We start from the raw sequence: 14,055 nt of genomic DNA, 5'->3' as shown, positions 1-14,055 counted from the left end.
GAGGGGGATCACTTGTTTTCGGGCTCGATCAGAGTGCCCGCCGCAACAAAGGAACCAAAGCGTCCGGATTCGCAATGGGGTTTGGGTTGGTCCCGCACCAGATGTCCTTGAACGTGTACGTAGCCAGACTGGGGAGGTCGTTTTCGGTCAGCCCGACTTCTCCCAGCGATCTTGGCATGCCGAGCCGCCGGATGAGCGAGTCCGCCAACTCGTGAGCGGGCGTTTGCGGCGCACCCAAGGACGCACTGATCAGCGCCTGGCGATGCTCGTTGACCTCGCGGTTGTACTCGAGTGCGAAAGGCGCCATGACACACGAGGTGTACCCGTGCGGGACGTTGAACGAGCCGCCGAGTGCATGCCCGACGGCATGGCTGACGCCCATGTCGAGGCCTGCGACGATCGCGACCATTGACGACCATGCACCGACCTGGCACATCAGCCGCGCATCCACGTCGTCGGTGTTCTCCTTCACTCGGACGAGTCCTTCGGAGAGCAGTCGTATGGCATTCATCGCCATCCCGTCGTAGTACCCGTTCGATTCGAGCGAGCCCAAGGTCTCGAAGGCGTGGTCCAGTGCGCGAACCCCGGTCGACAGCCACAGCCACTCCGGCGTGTGCAGCGTGAGTGCAGGATCGAGGATGACAGCCTTCGGGGTCATCGCCGGATGCAAGTAACCCTCTTTGACGTTGCTCTTCTCATCCGTCGACCCGGCCAACGCGTTGAACTCACCTCCCGCCAGGGTCGTGGGCGCCACCACTACCGGGATCTTCGGGGCGGAGAAGGTGGGGGCGGTCACCGATGTGTCGGGATTGACCTGCAGGTGGTAGGCGTCCATTTGCGATGCCTCGCGAACTCCGTGCTCCAGAGTGATTGCAAGGATCTTCGCCAGGTCCGTCGCCGATCCGCCGCCCACGCACAACAGCATGTCCGGATCGGCGTCGGCAGCAACTCGGGTGGCAGCAATGACGTCTTCGCGCGGTACATGGGGTCGAACCGCATCGAACAGTCCCACGAATCGATCACCCAGTGCCTCGATCACCCGAGCGATCTCGTCGGTCTGCGAGTTGAGCGTCCCGCTACATACGACGAAGACGCGGTTCGCCCCGAGCAATTCTGCTTCCTGGGCTGCGGCCTCCGCGACCGGAGCGCCAATGCGGACTCTCTCCATGGACGGCAGAGAGACAAGTGATGACTGCACGGCAATACCATCTTTCTTTCTTGATCCTCAATCCACCACGACGTCGTCAAGAGCGCTCAGCTCTCCCTCGGTCTGTTCAGGAGTGGGATAGAGCGTGGATCCGGCGCTGGGAAATGTCTCGCACCCCGTCGCAGGCTAACAGTGGTTACCCTATAGGAGATTTGTGGCGCACGCCACAATCGATTGTGTGCTTGGCTGGCGAAACCATGGGGCGAGGTGAGGTCATGGGAGACATTGCAGGCTTGACCTGCATCTATCTATCAATCCCCACGGCTTAGATGAAGAGCGCTGTTGCATCTCCAGTGCCAGACAAGGATCGGTTACGGTGGATTCGATCCGCAAATTGTCGAACTACCTAACCGCTGGTTGTCTGTTTCTGGAACCAATTGCGTGATGGCGCGAGGGTTGAGTACTGGGATGATGTAGCCATCACTGACACTCTGGTGACGGACGCCGAATCCAGTGCGGCACCCTTCCCAACACTCAGGTGCATGGTGTCGACGGCGCGGCATGCATCGACTTCACCGTGGAGAAACGCCTCGAACTTGCCTTGGTCGGAACAGCGGCAATGTGGTGAACAATTATCGCGAGGCGTGCCGCGGGTCGATCCCGCTGCAAAGACTTGGAATATCGGGGACGAAGGTTCTTCTTCCGAGATTCACTCCGGCGAAGCTGACCATTGCAGTCGGTCCGGCAAAGTTAGTCGAGACCCTCGGCTTCTGCTGGGGCTTCGAGACTGGGCATACCCACGGTAAATCCGCTGCTGTCGCACGACGCGAACTGTTTCTTCGACTGGATGGACCGTCAGCTCGAGGACATAATTTCGGGGTTCGATTACCTGCGTATCGAAAGGAGGTGCTGCGTTATCTGCGTGAGCAAGGGGCCACCGAAGAGCAGATCCCGATGATGTTGCGTCACTTCGGTTCTAAGAGCGCGGTGTCACATCGGCAACCGCCTTTCTGATTGCCGCGCCACCCTCGCCGGAGGCCCTGGTCGTGTCACTCGCCCTCGATCAATGGATCTTCCAGTTCGAGAAGCGCGACCTCGTCCGGATGCAAGTTTTCGTTCGGATCCACGGACCGGGTCAACCGATCGTTCGGACCCAATTCGTCTGGCGCCTGGATGATTTGAAGACCTCGTGCCAAGATCTCGACTCGTCCACGGTTCTCGTTGCTCGTGAGATCTGCTGCGAAAGCAGCAGCTACGGCGTCGCGTGCCAGAGCCTCCGCCAGGTCCCAATCAAGGATGTAATCCTCGACCGAAAGGTTCGCTTCTCGCCGGCTCAGCGCGGCCGAAGTGCATCCTTGAAAGTAGAGAGCGACCAACTCCTGAGCACCGTCCCATTCCGCCTCCAGGCCGAGGGCTACCGTGTTCTCCCGCAACGCGGATCGAAGGTCGAGCGCGTCAGCTGCTCTCATCGGGGGTGACGCGCGCACCTTGCTCACGTACTCCTCGAACCCGATCGCGGCGACAGTCCCGACGACATCAATTACTGCGGGCCAATTCGGCCCCAGATGGCTGGCGAGGTCGACGTCCGTGATGGTTGTCGACTCGATGTGTCGGACAAGCGAATCGAGCGAACGATCTGCGTCGTCGTAGAGTCCATCTCGTTGCGCCTGACGAAGCCACTCCGCTTCTGCGACTATCGCATCTCCGGGAATCGAACCGGCGTTCTCGAAAGCTTCATCAATGGATAGCTCAGTACCGACAGCGACTTGGGGCCCCCAAGCCGCTCCGTTGACTCGCAAGAGCTCCGCAGCAGTCTGTACCACGTGCGTCAAACGAACCGACGCGTCAGAAGAGCGACGCAACGCAGCCACATCGGGCCTCGACGGGATGGGTTCACACGCTGGATTGTGGCGTCCACGTTCCGCTTTCGTGATGGTCTCTTCGACGTTCGCAGAGGATGGGCGTGCAGCGAAGATCTTCGATACACCGATAGCACCAGCAGTAGCCACAGCGATGATCAATCCCGCTGCAACGAATTTCGCCCTCCGGGTCGCTACCGCATGCATGCTCTTGACTCCCCTTCAGTGTGCCCCGGGACGATGCGAGCGAAATATCGGATTCTATCGCGAACGCTATCGGGCTCGTGGGACTTCAGTGTTCGGTCAAGCGCAACGTTGTTGCGGGGATCGGGGCGCCATAGGGAGTAGGTGCCTTGAAAGGGTTGTCAGACGACTTCGACGATCGCACAGTCGGGATGGGCGCGCCGGGCTCTCGTCCTTGCTGTACTCAGTCGAAGCCAAGAAATGTCGGGGGACGTAGTGGGGGAGCTGCTGCGGGCCGACGGTGATGTTTTGGTAGCACCATGGCCACAACGTCGAATAGATCGTGTTCAGTGACGATCGAAATCCTTGCGGTCGTCACTCTGATGACCGCAAGCAATTCGGAGTACACCTCCCTTCCTCGTCCTGACGTCAATGATCGTCCGGATGCGCCCGAAACGAGCGAGCGGCGATGACGAGCCGCGAGGCTAGCCGGAAGAGCTCACCGTCACCGCACGACGCATCGAGGACGAAGTATCGGCGGCATGCGGGTCGGCGAGCGCAACGGCAGGAATCATGTGCGAAGAACTCGCCGACAGTAGCGCTCAGCGGTTCGGATAGCGTCAGGCGCTGACACGATCCAGGAGGCCGGCAAGCCGTCCGGCAATAAGAGCTTCGGCCTCTGCGACAATTCGTTCCACCAATTCGCCCACTGTGGGGATGTCGTGAATCAATCCTTGCACAGTCCCAGCCGTCCAGATGCCAGCCTCGGGGTCGCCGCTGTCGAACACCGCTCTGCCCCGCACACCGGCTACGAGATCTCGAACGTCTTCGAATTTGCCGCCGCTGGAAAGAATTTCGACAACCTCTTGGCTGATGCTGTTGCGTGCTACGCGAGCCGTATTACGTAGTGACCTGAAAATCAGCTCGGTGTCCACCTCGGAGGCAGCAACTATCGCGTCCTTGATGTTGCGGTGAATGGGAGACTCATCGGTGCACATGAACCGGGTGCCCATGTTGATACCGTCGGCGCCAAGCGCCAGGGCAGCCACCAATCCTCGCGCGTCGGCAAATCCACCGGACGCGATCATGGGAATGCTGATCCGCTCTGCTGCTGCAGCGATGAGGACGAGACCCGGTACGTCGTCTTCCCCTGGATGCCCGGCACATTCGAACCCGTCGATACTGATGCCGTCGACGCCGAGGGCCTGGGCTTTGACCGCGTGTCGGACGCTGGTGCACTTGTGGAGAACCTTGATGCCGGCGGCGTGAAAATGCGGCAGATGCGGTGCGGGAGAGGAGCCGGCTGTCTCGACGACTTTCACTCCGCAGTCGATGATCACATTGCGATACTCATCGTAGGGCGGGGGTGTGATCGTTGGGAGAATTGTGAGGTTGACCCCGAAAGGTTGATCGGTGAGCTCGCGGGTTCGGGATATTTCTCGGGCAAGGTCGTCAGGTGTCGGCTGTGTCAGAGCAGTGAGCATGCCGAGCGCGCCCGCGTTTGCAACTGCCGCTACGAGTTCTGCTCTCCCCACCCACTGCATGCCGCCCTGCACGATGGGGTGGCGCACTCCGAACGTCTCGGTAAATGCAGTTGTCAGCACTGGACATCTCCTCGATGATGCATGGATATCGGTTTGTCAGTTACGTTGATGCCGACTGAATTTCGACTTCACATCGGCTTCAATGCGTTGACGAAGCCCACTCGTTCAAGGCCGGAACCTGCGAGGACTCAGTTCGTACCATCGGAGGTTCGGACCGATAGGGCATGGCAGGCGTCAAGTATTGTTCGCCATGTTCGTTGGCGCCGGGAATGAAGGTACGGTTCGCAATCACATCGTCGGCGCAGATTACCTCGTCGTAGTTGCGCACAAGCGCGGCAACCACTCCGGCCGCAGTGAGATGCTCTACCGCTTCCGCGGCGCTACGGTGGCACAGCTGCTTCTCGATCGTGGCGACGAGGTCTGCACGGTTTTCGACGCGCAGCGCGTTGGTGGTAAACCGCGGGTCGTCTGCCAACTCTGGCAGGTCGATCGCCTTGCACAGTTCGATCCAGGCTCGCGGTTGGTATCCGCTGATCACCAGTTCGCCGTCGACGGCACGAAAGACATCTGCAGCGGGTGCGACGCTTGGTTGCCCGTTCCCTTTGCGACTCATAGGTTTGCCCGATACCTGCCACTCGATCCAGTTGGCCGTCTGCAAGTGGATTGCGACGTCCAGCAGGGAGACTCGGACGGACGATCCTTTGCCGGTGCGCTCACGTCGCAGTAGCGCTGCCAGAGCCGCCTGCGCGACGACATAGCTCGTTGCATGGTCTATGACCGGTGCGCCCACACGTTGTGGTGGGCCATCAGCCTCGCCCGTCACCGACATCAGTCCACTCTCCGCTTGCGCGGCGATGTCGAGCCCGGCGCGGGTAGAGGACGGGCCTTCCGCCCCGTACCCGCTCACCGAGACGGCGATGATTTCCGGTCGCAGGCGTTGTAGTTCGGCAGAGGAGAATCCCAGTCGATCGAGGGTTCCCGGGCGAAGATTGTGCAGCAAGATGTCGCTCGACGCGATCAGATCCCGAGCCCGTCGCAGATCGGCGGAGTCTTTGAGGTCGAGGCAGATTGAACGCTTCCCGCGGTTGTACCCGTAGAAGATGCCACGCGCGTAGTCGGCGTCGATTTGTCGGGCCGGTTCACCGCCCGGAGGCTCCAGCTTGATGACCTCGGCGCCGAGGTCGGACAACTGCTGTGCGGCACTGGGTATCGCGATCAGTTGACCGATCTCCACTACGCGGACACCTGCCAACGGCAGGTCAACTTCGTCGGTCATCGAATGATCTCCACATGAGGCGAAGCGACGTCCTCGGCAGGCTCCAGGCAGCGCGCCAACAGAATGCCTTCGGTGTGGTTGCAGGGGTTCAACCGGTTTCTGTCGCCTTCTACTCCCCCGATTCGGATCGTCACGGTTCCATCGTCGTTGCGCTCGAAGTGGGCGTCGTTGAGGTTGACGGTGTGGTCGCGGTACTCGAAGGACTCGAACCAGTGGTTGTACAGCATTACGCCGAAGTAGGTGCAGTCCGGGACAGTAAATGTAATATCCACGGCAGTAGCATCTTTCAGTGACCACCAGCCGGCAACGTACTGGTTGGAGCTGGTGCCGTAGAAGTCTCCCCACCCTCGCTGCTCCGAGGTCACGCGAATCTCGTTGGGAGACTGACTGAGCGTTTCGATGAGCTGAAGACTACGTCGAAGGCTGACATCCATACCCCGGGCAAGTTTCGTGAGGCGCTGGACCAGCCACGCCGTGTCGAGATCAGGGCGTGCGCCAGGCGGCGGGCCGAGACGCTCGATGTGGAGCACGGGATCGATCTCCGCGCTTCGCGTCTTGTGATAGACACGCACTACTACGTCGAAGCAACGCTCGTCCAGTCGAATTCCGCTGCGCCCCTCCAGCTCTTGTGCGATGAAGATCTCGAAGTTACCGTCCGCGTCGCACACCTTGTCGTCGATGACGATGTTGTCGGCGACCCTGTCGGTCCCAGACGCACCGACGCGATTGGCGAGGACCGCGACGTACGGCACTGTGCCGCGGTTACCGTGAATTCGGTACGTCTCCTTGGGGTCGATCATCGCAGTCCAGTAGTCGACGTCGATGCCGTCTCCCCAGAACTTTCGCATCGGTGACATCAGTGTGAAGAGTTCAGGCCGGAGCACGTCTTGGCGTTCGACGTTCATCTCGGCGAGGTATCCGAACAGGCGAAGTGCGTGCCGTACACCTTCGGCGCTGTCCAGCGGTGATCCGGTGGCGGCAGCTGTGGACCCGAACGTCGCCAGGCTGTCGGTGACTGCGGACCAAGCCTCGGTGAGCTGCCGGCGATCGTGCGTGGACTCGGATCGGGTTGACTGGTCAGCGAGTTGTGTCATCGTTTCTTCTCTTTCGTGGTAGTCGAACTGGATTGGGTATGGGCGTTGGTCAGCAGAGGGGGTCGAAAGGGACATCTGCGTCGGACTTGCCCGAGGTCTGGTTGTTCACCCATGTCACGTTCTGCGTCCATCGGTGGGCCGAAATCTCGACGGGCCAGAGGTTCTTCTGAGAAGCCCACACCTCGGTGGCTTTGTCGGCGGGGACATTCATTCGCTCGGTGAGAAGTTGAGCCCCTGCTTGCTCGTTGGCGGGATCGGCTATCCACCCTGCTGCGGCCTCGAGCGCCGCACAAACGGGGGCAGCAGCATCGGATTCGGCGAATGTGGCTGTCGTGACGAGCACAGTGCCCAGGCCGTATGAGCTCACGCCGTCAGAGCCCACAGGGTTGACTGAGGTAATCGGTGTCATCGGTATTCCTTGAGCGTCGAATACGGCTTGACTGGCAGCGGTGAGAACGGCGGCATCGATGTCGCCCTTTCGTGCGAGTGGTATCTGACTCGCGGTGGGTGCCGCTGCGATGAATTGCACGGTGGATGCATCGATGTTTCGTTCTGCAAGAAGCTGATTGACGAATTGCTCGGCCGCACCGCCACGTGACGGTATGGCGATCCGCTTGCCGGGCAAATCCTCGACGGTGGTGATGCCGCTGTCTTTCGTCACGGCGATGGCAAGATCGATCGATCCGTACGGGGAAAGGGGCCACAGTCTCTGCCCTTGCTCGATGGCCGGCACGACGGTTCCGGGTGCTCCGACCGCGAGATCAGTTGTGCCGCCGATGAGACCGCTGATGAGCTCGGGTCCGTTCTTTCCGTCGATGAGCTCGACGTCGAGGCCCTCCTTGTCGAACATTCCTTGTTGGACGGCGACGTAGACAGGGAGGGACAAAGCGCTCGCGGGGTAGACCCCGATGGCGACGCTACCGTCGTTCGGACGCCCTCCCCCTCCGCACGCGGAAAGCAGTAGGGCCGTTGCTACGGCTGTGCCGACGAAAGGTCGAAGTTTCATGGGTTTCCTGCTCCTTGACGGGCTGGGCGCATCAGTAGTCGAGCTGAGTTGGCTGGGCACATCAGTGGTCGAGTTGACCGCGCAGCCGGTTGAAGATTTCGATGTATCGAGGCTCGGAGGTAAGGGTTTCGAGTTCGCGGGGGCGTTCGATGTCGATGCTGACGTCGTCGATCACCCGGCCGGCCCCGAGCAGCAGAACGCGGTCGGAGAGACAGATGGCTTCGCCGAGGTCGTGGGTTACGAAGATGACCGTCCGGCCTACCTGGGATTGCCAAAGCTCGAGGAATTCTCGCTGTACTTCGACTCGGGTTTGCGCATCGAGGGCGGCAAAGGGTTCGTCCATCAACAAGATGTCCGGATCCAGAGCCCACGTTCGGGCCAATGCGACACGCTGACGCATCCCTTGGGAGAGTTGCCAAGTCCACAGCTGTGATGCCTCGGACATTTGAACGGCGGCAAGCCAGCGCGCGGATTGAGTTCGTCTCTCCGCCTTGGGTACTCCTCTCAATTCGAGACCGTACTCCACGTTCTTCTGCGCTGTTCGCCACGGGAACAGCGCATCTCGGGCCATCATGAAGCCCATCCGGGAACGAGCGTCGAATGGCGTTGTGCCGAGGACCTCGGTCTTGCCTTCCGTCGCTTCCACCAATCCAGCGAGCGCGTTGAGCAGAGTGGTCTTGCCGCAACCACTCCTACCGACCAAGCTCACGAACTGTCCGCGGGGGATTGTGAGGTCGAGATCATCGACCACTGTCTTCACCGATCCGTCTGGTGAGGGGAAGGATATCGTCAGTCCGTCGAGTTGGACTGCGGGCGTAATCACGTTGGTATCCATGATGATTCCTGTCATCGTCGAGCCGGGGGCTGCCACCGAAGGAGGTAGCGCTCGGCGAAATTCATGGCCTGGTTGAGGACGACTGCGACGATTGCGAGAAGTATGAGGATCGCGTAGACCGCTTCCATGCGGAACTGGGCAGAGTAGATCGACACAAGCTGGCCCAGCCCGTCTCGTGACGAGATCAGTTCCGAACCCACCACGCCAAGTAGCGAATAGATCAGCCCCAACCGAAGACCGGCAAAGATGCCGGGGGTCGCGACGGGGAGCAGAATATGCCAAAACACCTGCGTCTTACTGGCATTGAGGACAGTGGAAAGCCGGAGCCATTCGTCGTCCACCGACTTCACGCCGGCCCGTGCACTCGAGCAGACTATGAAGAAAACGAGTGTGAACGCGAGAGCGACCTTCGCCGTCATCGTGATACCGAAAATGACGATGAGCAGGGGCGCCAGCGCTAGGCGCGGCATGGCATTCGCCGCATCCAAGAACGGACTCATGATGCGTTCGAGGGTCGGGAGCAGGCCGAGTGAGAGTCCGACCGCCACTCCGACGGCACTCGCGAGGATCCAGGCGATCACGACAGCAGTCATCGTGGCGCGTAAGTTGGACGAAATCTCACCCGAATGCACCGCTGCGGTGAAGTAGTTCCAGGCCTCCCCCGGCGTTTTGGCCAGAACCGGCTCGATCCAGCCTTGCGATGCGACGAGTTGCCACGCGCCGAGTAGGACCAGAAGCAGTGCGACCTGGGCCAGTCGTACCCCGATGGTGAGGCGAGTGCCGACTCGACGCCGTCGAGCGGGCTTCGGCTCAGAGTGCGCTCGCTCCGCAGATCGGGGTGACGCCGAGCCCGATGACGCACTCGTGGTTATGGTTTCGGTCATCTCTGTGCCTCCCCCGGAGTGCTCACAGGCCGTGATGGTCGCTCCGAAAAAGCAGACGGGTACGTCAGATCGAAGCTCCCCGGGTTGTTGCTCACTGCGTTCATATGTGAAGCAGATCACGGGATTCTTCTTCCCGTCTACGCCACATTCGAGAGGGAGGCCATAGGGTTTCCCTATGGCCTCGACCGGGGGCAAACCCCGCCGAACTCAGCGAGCCAACGAGGCCGGAACCGTGCGCACACGCAGATTTCTACGGAGAAGGGAGCGCCCTGGTGGACCGACGTCATCTGGAATACTTTCTCGCCCTTGCGGATCGCGGCAGCATTTCGGCGGCTGCACGCGGACTGGGAGTGAGCCAGCCGACCATCTCGGAGGCTCTGGCCAGAATGGAGAAAGAGTGCGGGCTGACGCTCGTCCGGCGCGGTTCGCGGGGAGTCACCCTGACGGACGCTGGACGCGATCTCACCGGTCCGGCAGCCCAAGTACTTCGGGCGTACCGGGATCTGGATCACGCTTTGCATCCGTTGAACGTCGTGCAGCGCGGGAGGCTGACGGTCGTATGCCCGCGGACGCTGGCGCGTGATCCGGCGGCCACAGCTCTGGGTGCGTTCACAACCAGGTTTCCGAATGTTGCGGTGACGATGCTCAGCAACGACACCGACGGAATCGGAATGGTGGTCGCCTCGGGTCAGGCTGACGTAGGCATCGGGGTGGACGAGGTGTTCGACGAAGGTGTTGAACGAATCCTCCTCGGTCGGCAACGAATTGTGGCGCTGGTGCCGAGTGCACGAAGCAGCGGGGAGGGGGCAGATGAGTTGACCGATCTTCTGCGAATCGGGTTGATCGCCAGTCCGCGTGGTGATGTGACACGGCGGCTATTGGCCGAACGCCTTGGCGAACGCACGGTGGACGAGGCCGTGGTTGCGGAGACCATTTCTGCGGCCTCGATGATTCCCCTTGTGCGCGCGGGAGTCGGGGTCGCATTCCTTCCCGAATCCGTCGCTGACACCGTCGGAGAAGGCGTGGTGCTTCGTCGTACTCGCCCCCAGCTCAGTCGTGATCTGTGGATGTTTCACGGTTCGACGCCATCGCCTGCGGCACAAGCGTTTATCGAAACGACGACTCGATTGCGTGACGAGGGTGGACTGGGGAATGCCGGATGAGCAACTTCGGCGAGTCTGCGAGTCCACGAATCGATCCGCAGCAGCTACAAGACTTCCTCGCAATCGTCGAACACGGCAGTATCACGGCGGCAGCGGCGTACCGGTTCACGGGAACGTCGAGCGTCTCTCAATCAATTGCGCGACTTGAAAGACGCGTCGGAGGAAAGCTTTTCAATCGGGGGCGGGCCGGCGCGACATTGACTGCACGCGGACGAAATTTCATCGATCCAGCCCGCGATGCGTTGGCCGCGCTCGACCGATTGGTGATCGACAGCGAGTCGGTGCTGTCAGCTTTCCCTCGCCTCAGCGTCGCCACGACGGCGAGCCTTGCGGACGATCCCACCGCGGTATTGCTCGGAGCGCTGCGTACCAAGGTGCCGAACCTGAGGATCACCATCTCGGATCCGCCCGGGTCGTCAGTCGCCGACGCAATTCACCCGGTCATGGCCGGCACAGCGGACGTGGCAATCATGGAGTCGCCGCCTACCGGTGTCCCCGGGACGCGAATCGTTCGCCTTCCGGACCACAACTTGCGACTCGTCTGCCCGCCCGGCACTCCAGCCCCGGTTGACGGAGTGTTCGTTGGCGAAGACCTGATGCGCATCGGCCTGGTCGTCGCACCACGGTTCGAGACATCTGACGTGTATCGCCACCTGCGTTCGATCGAACCTCGGATCGACCACGCCTTCGTGATGAGGTCACAGCACCGCGACGCCTTCGCGGATTTCGCGTATGAAGGAATCGGTGCTGTGATTCTCGAACTCTCGAGTGCTGAGCGCGCATCCCAGCGCGGTTGCACGGTCGGCGAGATACTCGAGCTTCCACCGCGCAAGATCGCAGCCGTGGCAAGGGATGGCCAGAACACCCAGATCGTCGAACACTTCCTACGGCTGTGCGCCGAGCAATCCGCGCGGGAGCCTTAGGCAGAGGTGATTCTCTCTTTGAACTCTGGGTATTCGCGGCGGCCGGCTATCTGTCGGGAACGATGATTTTGTGTTCAGACACAACACTTCTGGCATAGTCCGTTTTCTCGAACAAAGCCGACGGGCCGCCTTCCGGAAACTATGTAATACACGTCACTCTGGGTCGACAATTCACCGAATGTGGTTCACCTACCGAATACAGGACCCCGAGCGTCCCGTGATCGAACCGTCTGCACCAAAATTGCCGCAACTTCGAAAGGTCGACCTTCATGCGAAAATCTCTGCAATTGTTCGCGAATGCTGTAGCGGCGGTTGCGCTGTGCGCGACACTCGGACTCGCGGGCCCGGCCGGAACGGCCGCCGCAGAGACGCCCGGCATCGCGAGCGTCGGTCACGACTGGGCGAGCGCAGGGCCGTACACGCCGACTGTGTCGATCGGGCTGGTGCACACTCTTTACTACCCGCGTCAGCTCGGCGCACGAGGCGAGAAGCATCCGGTTGTGATCTGGGGGAACGGGACCGGCGTGCTCCCCGGCGCTTACACCTCCTTGTTGCGCCACTACGCCAGCCATGGATTCATCGTGGTCGCCGCCAATACCCCGGCAAGTAACTTCGCCATCACCATGCGGTCGGGAATTGATCTCATCGAAAGTAAGGCAGCCAACCCATCCAGTGTCTTCTTCGGCAAAGTTGACCTGGAACATATTGGTGCGGTGGGGCACTCGCAGGGCGGATCTGCGGCGATCAATGCCGCGATCGACGACCGCGTCGACACCGCCGTCGCGATCCAGCCGGGCCCGCTCAACGATGTCGACCTCATCGACGAGCCGGTTCTCTATCTTGCCGGTCAGGCCGACGCGATCGTCTGGCCGGCGATCGTGCGGGCGATGTACGAGGATGCCGACCACGTGCCCGCCGAGTATCTGGAACTGCGCGGCGCGACGCACTTCGGTACGGCGATCACCGGTGGCGACATGCGCGGGCCGAGCACCGCGTGGCTGCGGTACTGGTTACTCGACGATCCGAACGCTCGCACCGAGTTCTTCGGGGCGAACTGCGGATACTGCACTGACACCCAGCAGTTCTCGGACTTCGACCGCAACGATCTGGCCCTGCAGATCCCGGGCTGACCTGGTCACTGCCGGTGGAAGACAAAGTCCGGGTCGGGACGGTGTAGCCTGCTCGCGTCGCTATGATAGCCGTCACAGGGGGACGGAACTGAGCGCTGGGTTACACCCTCCTGATAGGGGATCGAACGATTTGACTGCGCAAGATCTGGGCACGCGTATGGAGCGCGCCCTCAAGCGGGTCCGGGTCTCGACAGGGGCCTCCCTTGCATTCGGTGGGCCCGTCAACAGAGCCGGAAACCTCCTTATCGAGCGCTTCGACGGTCCGACCCTCGGAGCGCTCCCCGGGCTGACGCTGGATCCGAGTGAGGGACTCGGCGGCAAGGTGGCGGTCATGCGCCGGCCGATCGCCGTGAACGATTATTTCGAGACCCAGGTGATCACACACCGATACGACAAGGTCATCCGAGCTGAGCGGCTCAAGGCGCTGGTCGCCACGCCGATCATTGTCGGGCGTCAGACGGTGGGAGTCATTTACGGCGCGTTTCGCACTTCCGAGGTCGTGGGAGGTCGCATCGAGGACACCGTCGTGCAGGAAGCGCGGGCGCTGGAGCAAGAACTGGCTGTCAGTGCCGTGAATTCGACGAACGGTGTGTTGTCCGAAGAAGCGACCGTGAATGCGCGTTTGCGCGAGCAGGTGCGATCGGTCTATGCGGAATTACGGCTCCTTGCCGGCAGTGTCGGTGATGCTGATGTGCGTGCGGCGCTCGTCAAGGCCGCCGCCCGGCTGGTCGACGAGGGGGAACGCTCCGAAAGCGTCGGCAGCGCTTCGCTCACGAAACGTGAAATCGACGTCCTGACGGTGGCCGGCGCGGGCATGACGAATGTTCAGATAGCCGGAGTGTTGGGTCTGGCTCTGTTCACGGTCAAGAGTTACATGAAGTCCGCTATGCACAAGCTCGGCGCGAGTACCCGGTTGGAGGCTGTTGTCCTTGCTCGTCGGGACGGCATGATCGCGTGACCGTCAGGCTCACACCGTTGGGACGGTTGCCGGGACCATGAGTGTGGTTCCGG

At 61.2% G+C, this 14,055-nt stretch carries 12 protein-coding genes; 4 read left to right on the top strand and 8 right to left on the bottom strand.

What is annotated here, in order from left to right:
• Positions 1-28 precede the first annotated feature (28 nt).
• The 8 genes from I7X09_RS16295 to I7X09_RS16260 form a co-directional block, all read right to left on the bottom strand.
• Entirely contained in the window at positions 29-1,198 is a 1,170-nt protein-coding gene (locus I7X09_RS16295) for an iron-containing alcohol dehydrogenase (protein ID WP_042922071.1), read from the bottom strand.
• Between the two features lie 998 nt (positions 1,199-2,196).
• Positions 2,197-3,213 (bottom strand): hypothetical protein, encoded by a 1,017-nt coding sequence (locus I7X09_RS16290; protein ID WP_200313011.1) that lies wholly within the window; start codon positions 3,211-3,213, stop codon positions 2,197-2,199.
• Between the two features lie 596 nt (positions 3,214-3,809).
• On the bottom strand, positions 3,810-4,793 hold the full coding sequence (locus I7X09_RS16285; protein WP_200313010.1) for an NAD(P)H-dependent flavin oxidoreductase: 984 nt from the start codon (positions 4,791-4,793) through the stop codon (positions 3,810-3,812).
• Positions 4,794-4,872: 79 nt separating this feature from the next.
• On the bottom strand, positions 4,873-6,009 hold the full coding sequence (locus I7X09_RS16280) for a CaiB/BaiF CoA transferase family protein (protein ID WP_200313009.1): 1,137 nt from the start codon (positions 6,007-6,009) through the stop codon (positions 4,873-4,875).
• The gene (locus I7X09_RS16275) at positions 6,006-7,103 is read right to left on the bottom strand and encodes a hypothetical protein (RefSeq protein ID WP_200313008.1); all 1,098 of its coding nucleotides are present in this window, start codon (positions 7,101-7,103) and stop codon (positions 6,006-6,008) included. Before I7X09_RS16275 ends, I7X09_RS16280 begins: the two co-directional genes overlap by 4 nt.
• Before the next feature lie 49 nt (positions 7,104-7,152).
• Positions 7,153-8,109, bottom strand: a complete 957-nt coding sequence (locus I7X09_RS16270; protein WP_200313007.1) for an ABC transporter substrate-binding protein — start codon at positions 8,107-8,109, stop codon at positions 7,153-7,155.
• Between the two features lie 61 nt (positions 8,110-8,170).
• Positions 8,171-8,944: an ABC transporter ATP-binding protein gene (locus tag I7X09_RS16265; protein ID WP_234036600.1), complete on the bottom strand. Its 774-nt coding sequence runs from the start codon at positions 8,942-8,944 to the stop codon at positions 8,171-8,173.
• Positions 8,945-8,955: 11 nt separating this feature from the next.
• Positions 8,956-9,828, bottom strand: a complete 873-nt coding sequence (locus I7X09_RS16260; protein ID WP_124567252.1) for an ABC transporter permease — start codon at positions 9,826-9,828, stop codon at positions 8,956-8,958.
• Positions 9,829-10,100: 272 nt separating this feature from the next.
• Here I7X09_RS16260 and I7X09_RS16255 point away from each other — a divergent pair, with 272 nt between their 5' ends.
• From I7X09_RS16255 to I7X09_RS16240, 4 genes are all read left to right on the top strand, one after another.
• Positions 10,101-10,991 carry a LysR family transcriptional regulator gene (locus tag I7X09_RS16255; RefSeq protein ID WP_200313006.1) on the top strand — a complete coding sequence of 297 codons (891 nt, stop codon included), beginning with the start codon at positions 10,101-10,103 and terminating at the stop codon, positions 10,989-10,991.
• Positions 10,988-11,914 carry a LysR family transcriptional regulator gene (locus I7X09_RS16250; protein ID WP_200313005.1) on the top strand — a complete coding sequence of 309 codons (927 nt, stop codon included), beginning with the start codon at positions 10,988-10,990 and terminating at the stop codon, positions 11,912-11,914. Before I7X09_RS16255 ends, I7X09_RS16250 begins: the two co-directional genes overlap by 4 nt.
• Positions 11,915-12,183: 269 nt before the next feature.
• Complete coding sequence (locus I7X09_RS16245) at positions 12,184-13,044, top strand: alpha/beta hydrolase family protein (protein WP_200313004.1); 861 nt, start codon at positions 12,184-12,186, stop codon at positions 13,042-13,044.
• A 130-nt stretch (positions 13,045-13,174) separates the two neighbouring features.
• Positions 13,175-14,002: a helix-turn-helix transcriptional regulator gene (locus I7X09_RS16240; protein WP_200313003.1), complete on the top strand. Its 828-nt coding sequence runs from the start codon at positions 13,175-13,177 to the stop codon at positions 14,000-14,002.
• Positions 14,003-14,055: the final 53 nt, after the last annotated feature.

The sequence above is a fragment of the Rhodococcus sp. P-2 genome, from assembly GCF_016598535.1.
GTDB classification, from domain to species: domain Bacteria; phylum Actinomycetota; class Actinomycetes; order Mycobacteriales; family Mycobacteriaceae; genus Rhodococcus_F; species Rhodococcus_F baikonurensis.
The sequence above is the reverse complement of the archived record's forward strand: the minus strand, read 5'-3'. Positions and strand labels throughout refer to the sequence as shown.

Bases quoted from the DNA above. Each gene is read 5' to 3' on its own strand.
- I7X09_RS16290 (WP_200313011.1), bottom strand. From the start codon at position 3,213: ATGCATGCGGTAGCGACCCGGAGGGCGAAATTCGTTGCAGCGGGATTG.
- I7X09_RS16250 (WP_200313005.1), top strand. From the start codon at position 10,988: ATGAGCAACTTCGGCGAGTCTGCGAGTCCACGAATCGATCCGCAGCAG.
- I7X09_RS16260 (WP_124567252.1), bottom strand. From the start codon at position 9,828: ATGACCGAAACCATAACCACGAGTGCGTCATCGGGCTCGGCGTCACCC.
- I7X09_RS16280 (WP_200313009.1), bottom strand. From the start codon at position 6,009: ATGACCGACGAAGTTGACCTGCCGTTGGCAGGTGTCCGCGTAGTGGAG.
- I7X09_RS16270 (WP_200313007.1), bottom strand. From the start codon at position 8,109: ATGAAACTTCGACCTTTCGTCGGCACAGCCGTAGCAACGGCCCTACTG.
- I7X09_RS16245 (WP_200313004.1), top strand. From the start codon at position 12,184: ATGCGAAAATCTCTGCAATTGTTCGCGAATGCTGTAGCGGCGGTTGCG.
- I7X09_RS16275 (WP_200313008.1), bottom strand. From the start codon at position 7,103: ATGACACAACTCGCTGACCAGTCAACCCGATCCGAGTCCACGCACGAT.
- I7X09_RS16265 (WP_234036600.1), bottom strand. From the start codon at position 8,944: ATGGATACCAACGTGATTACGCCCGCAGTCCAACTCGACGGACTGACG.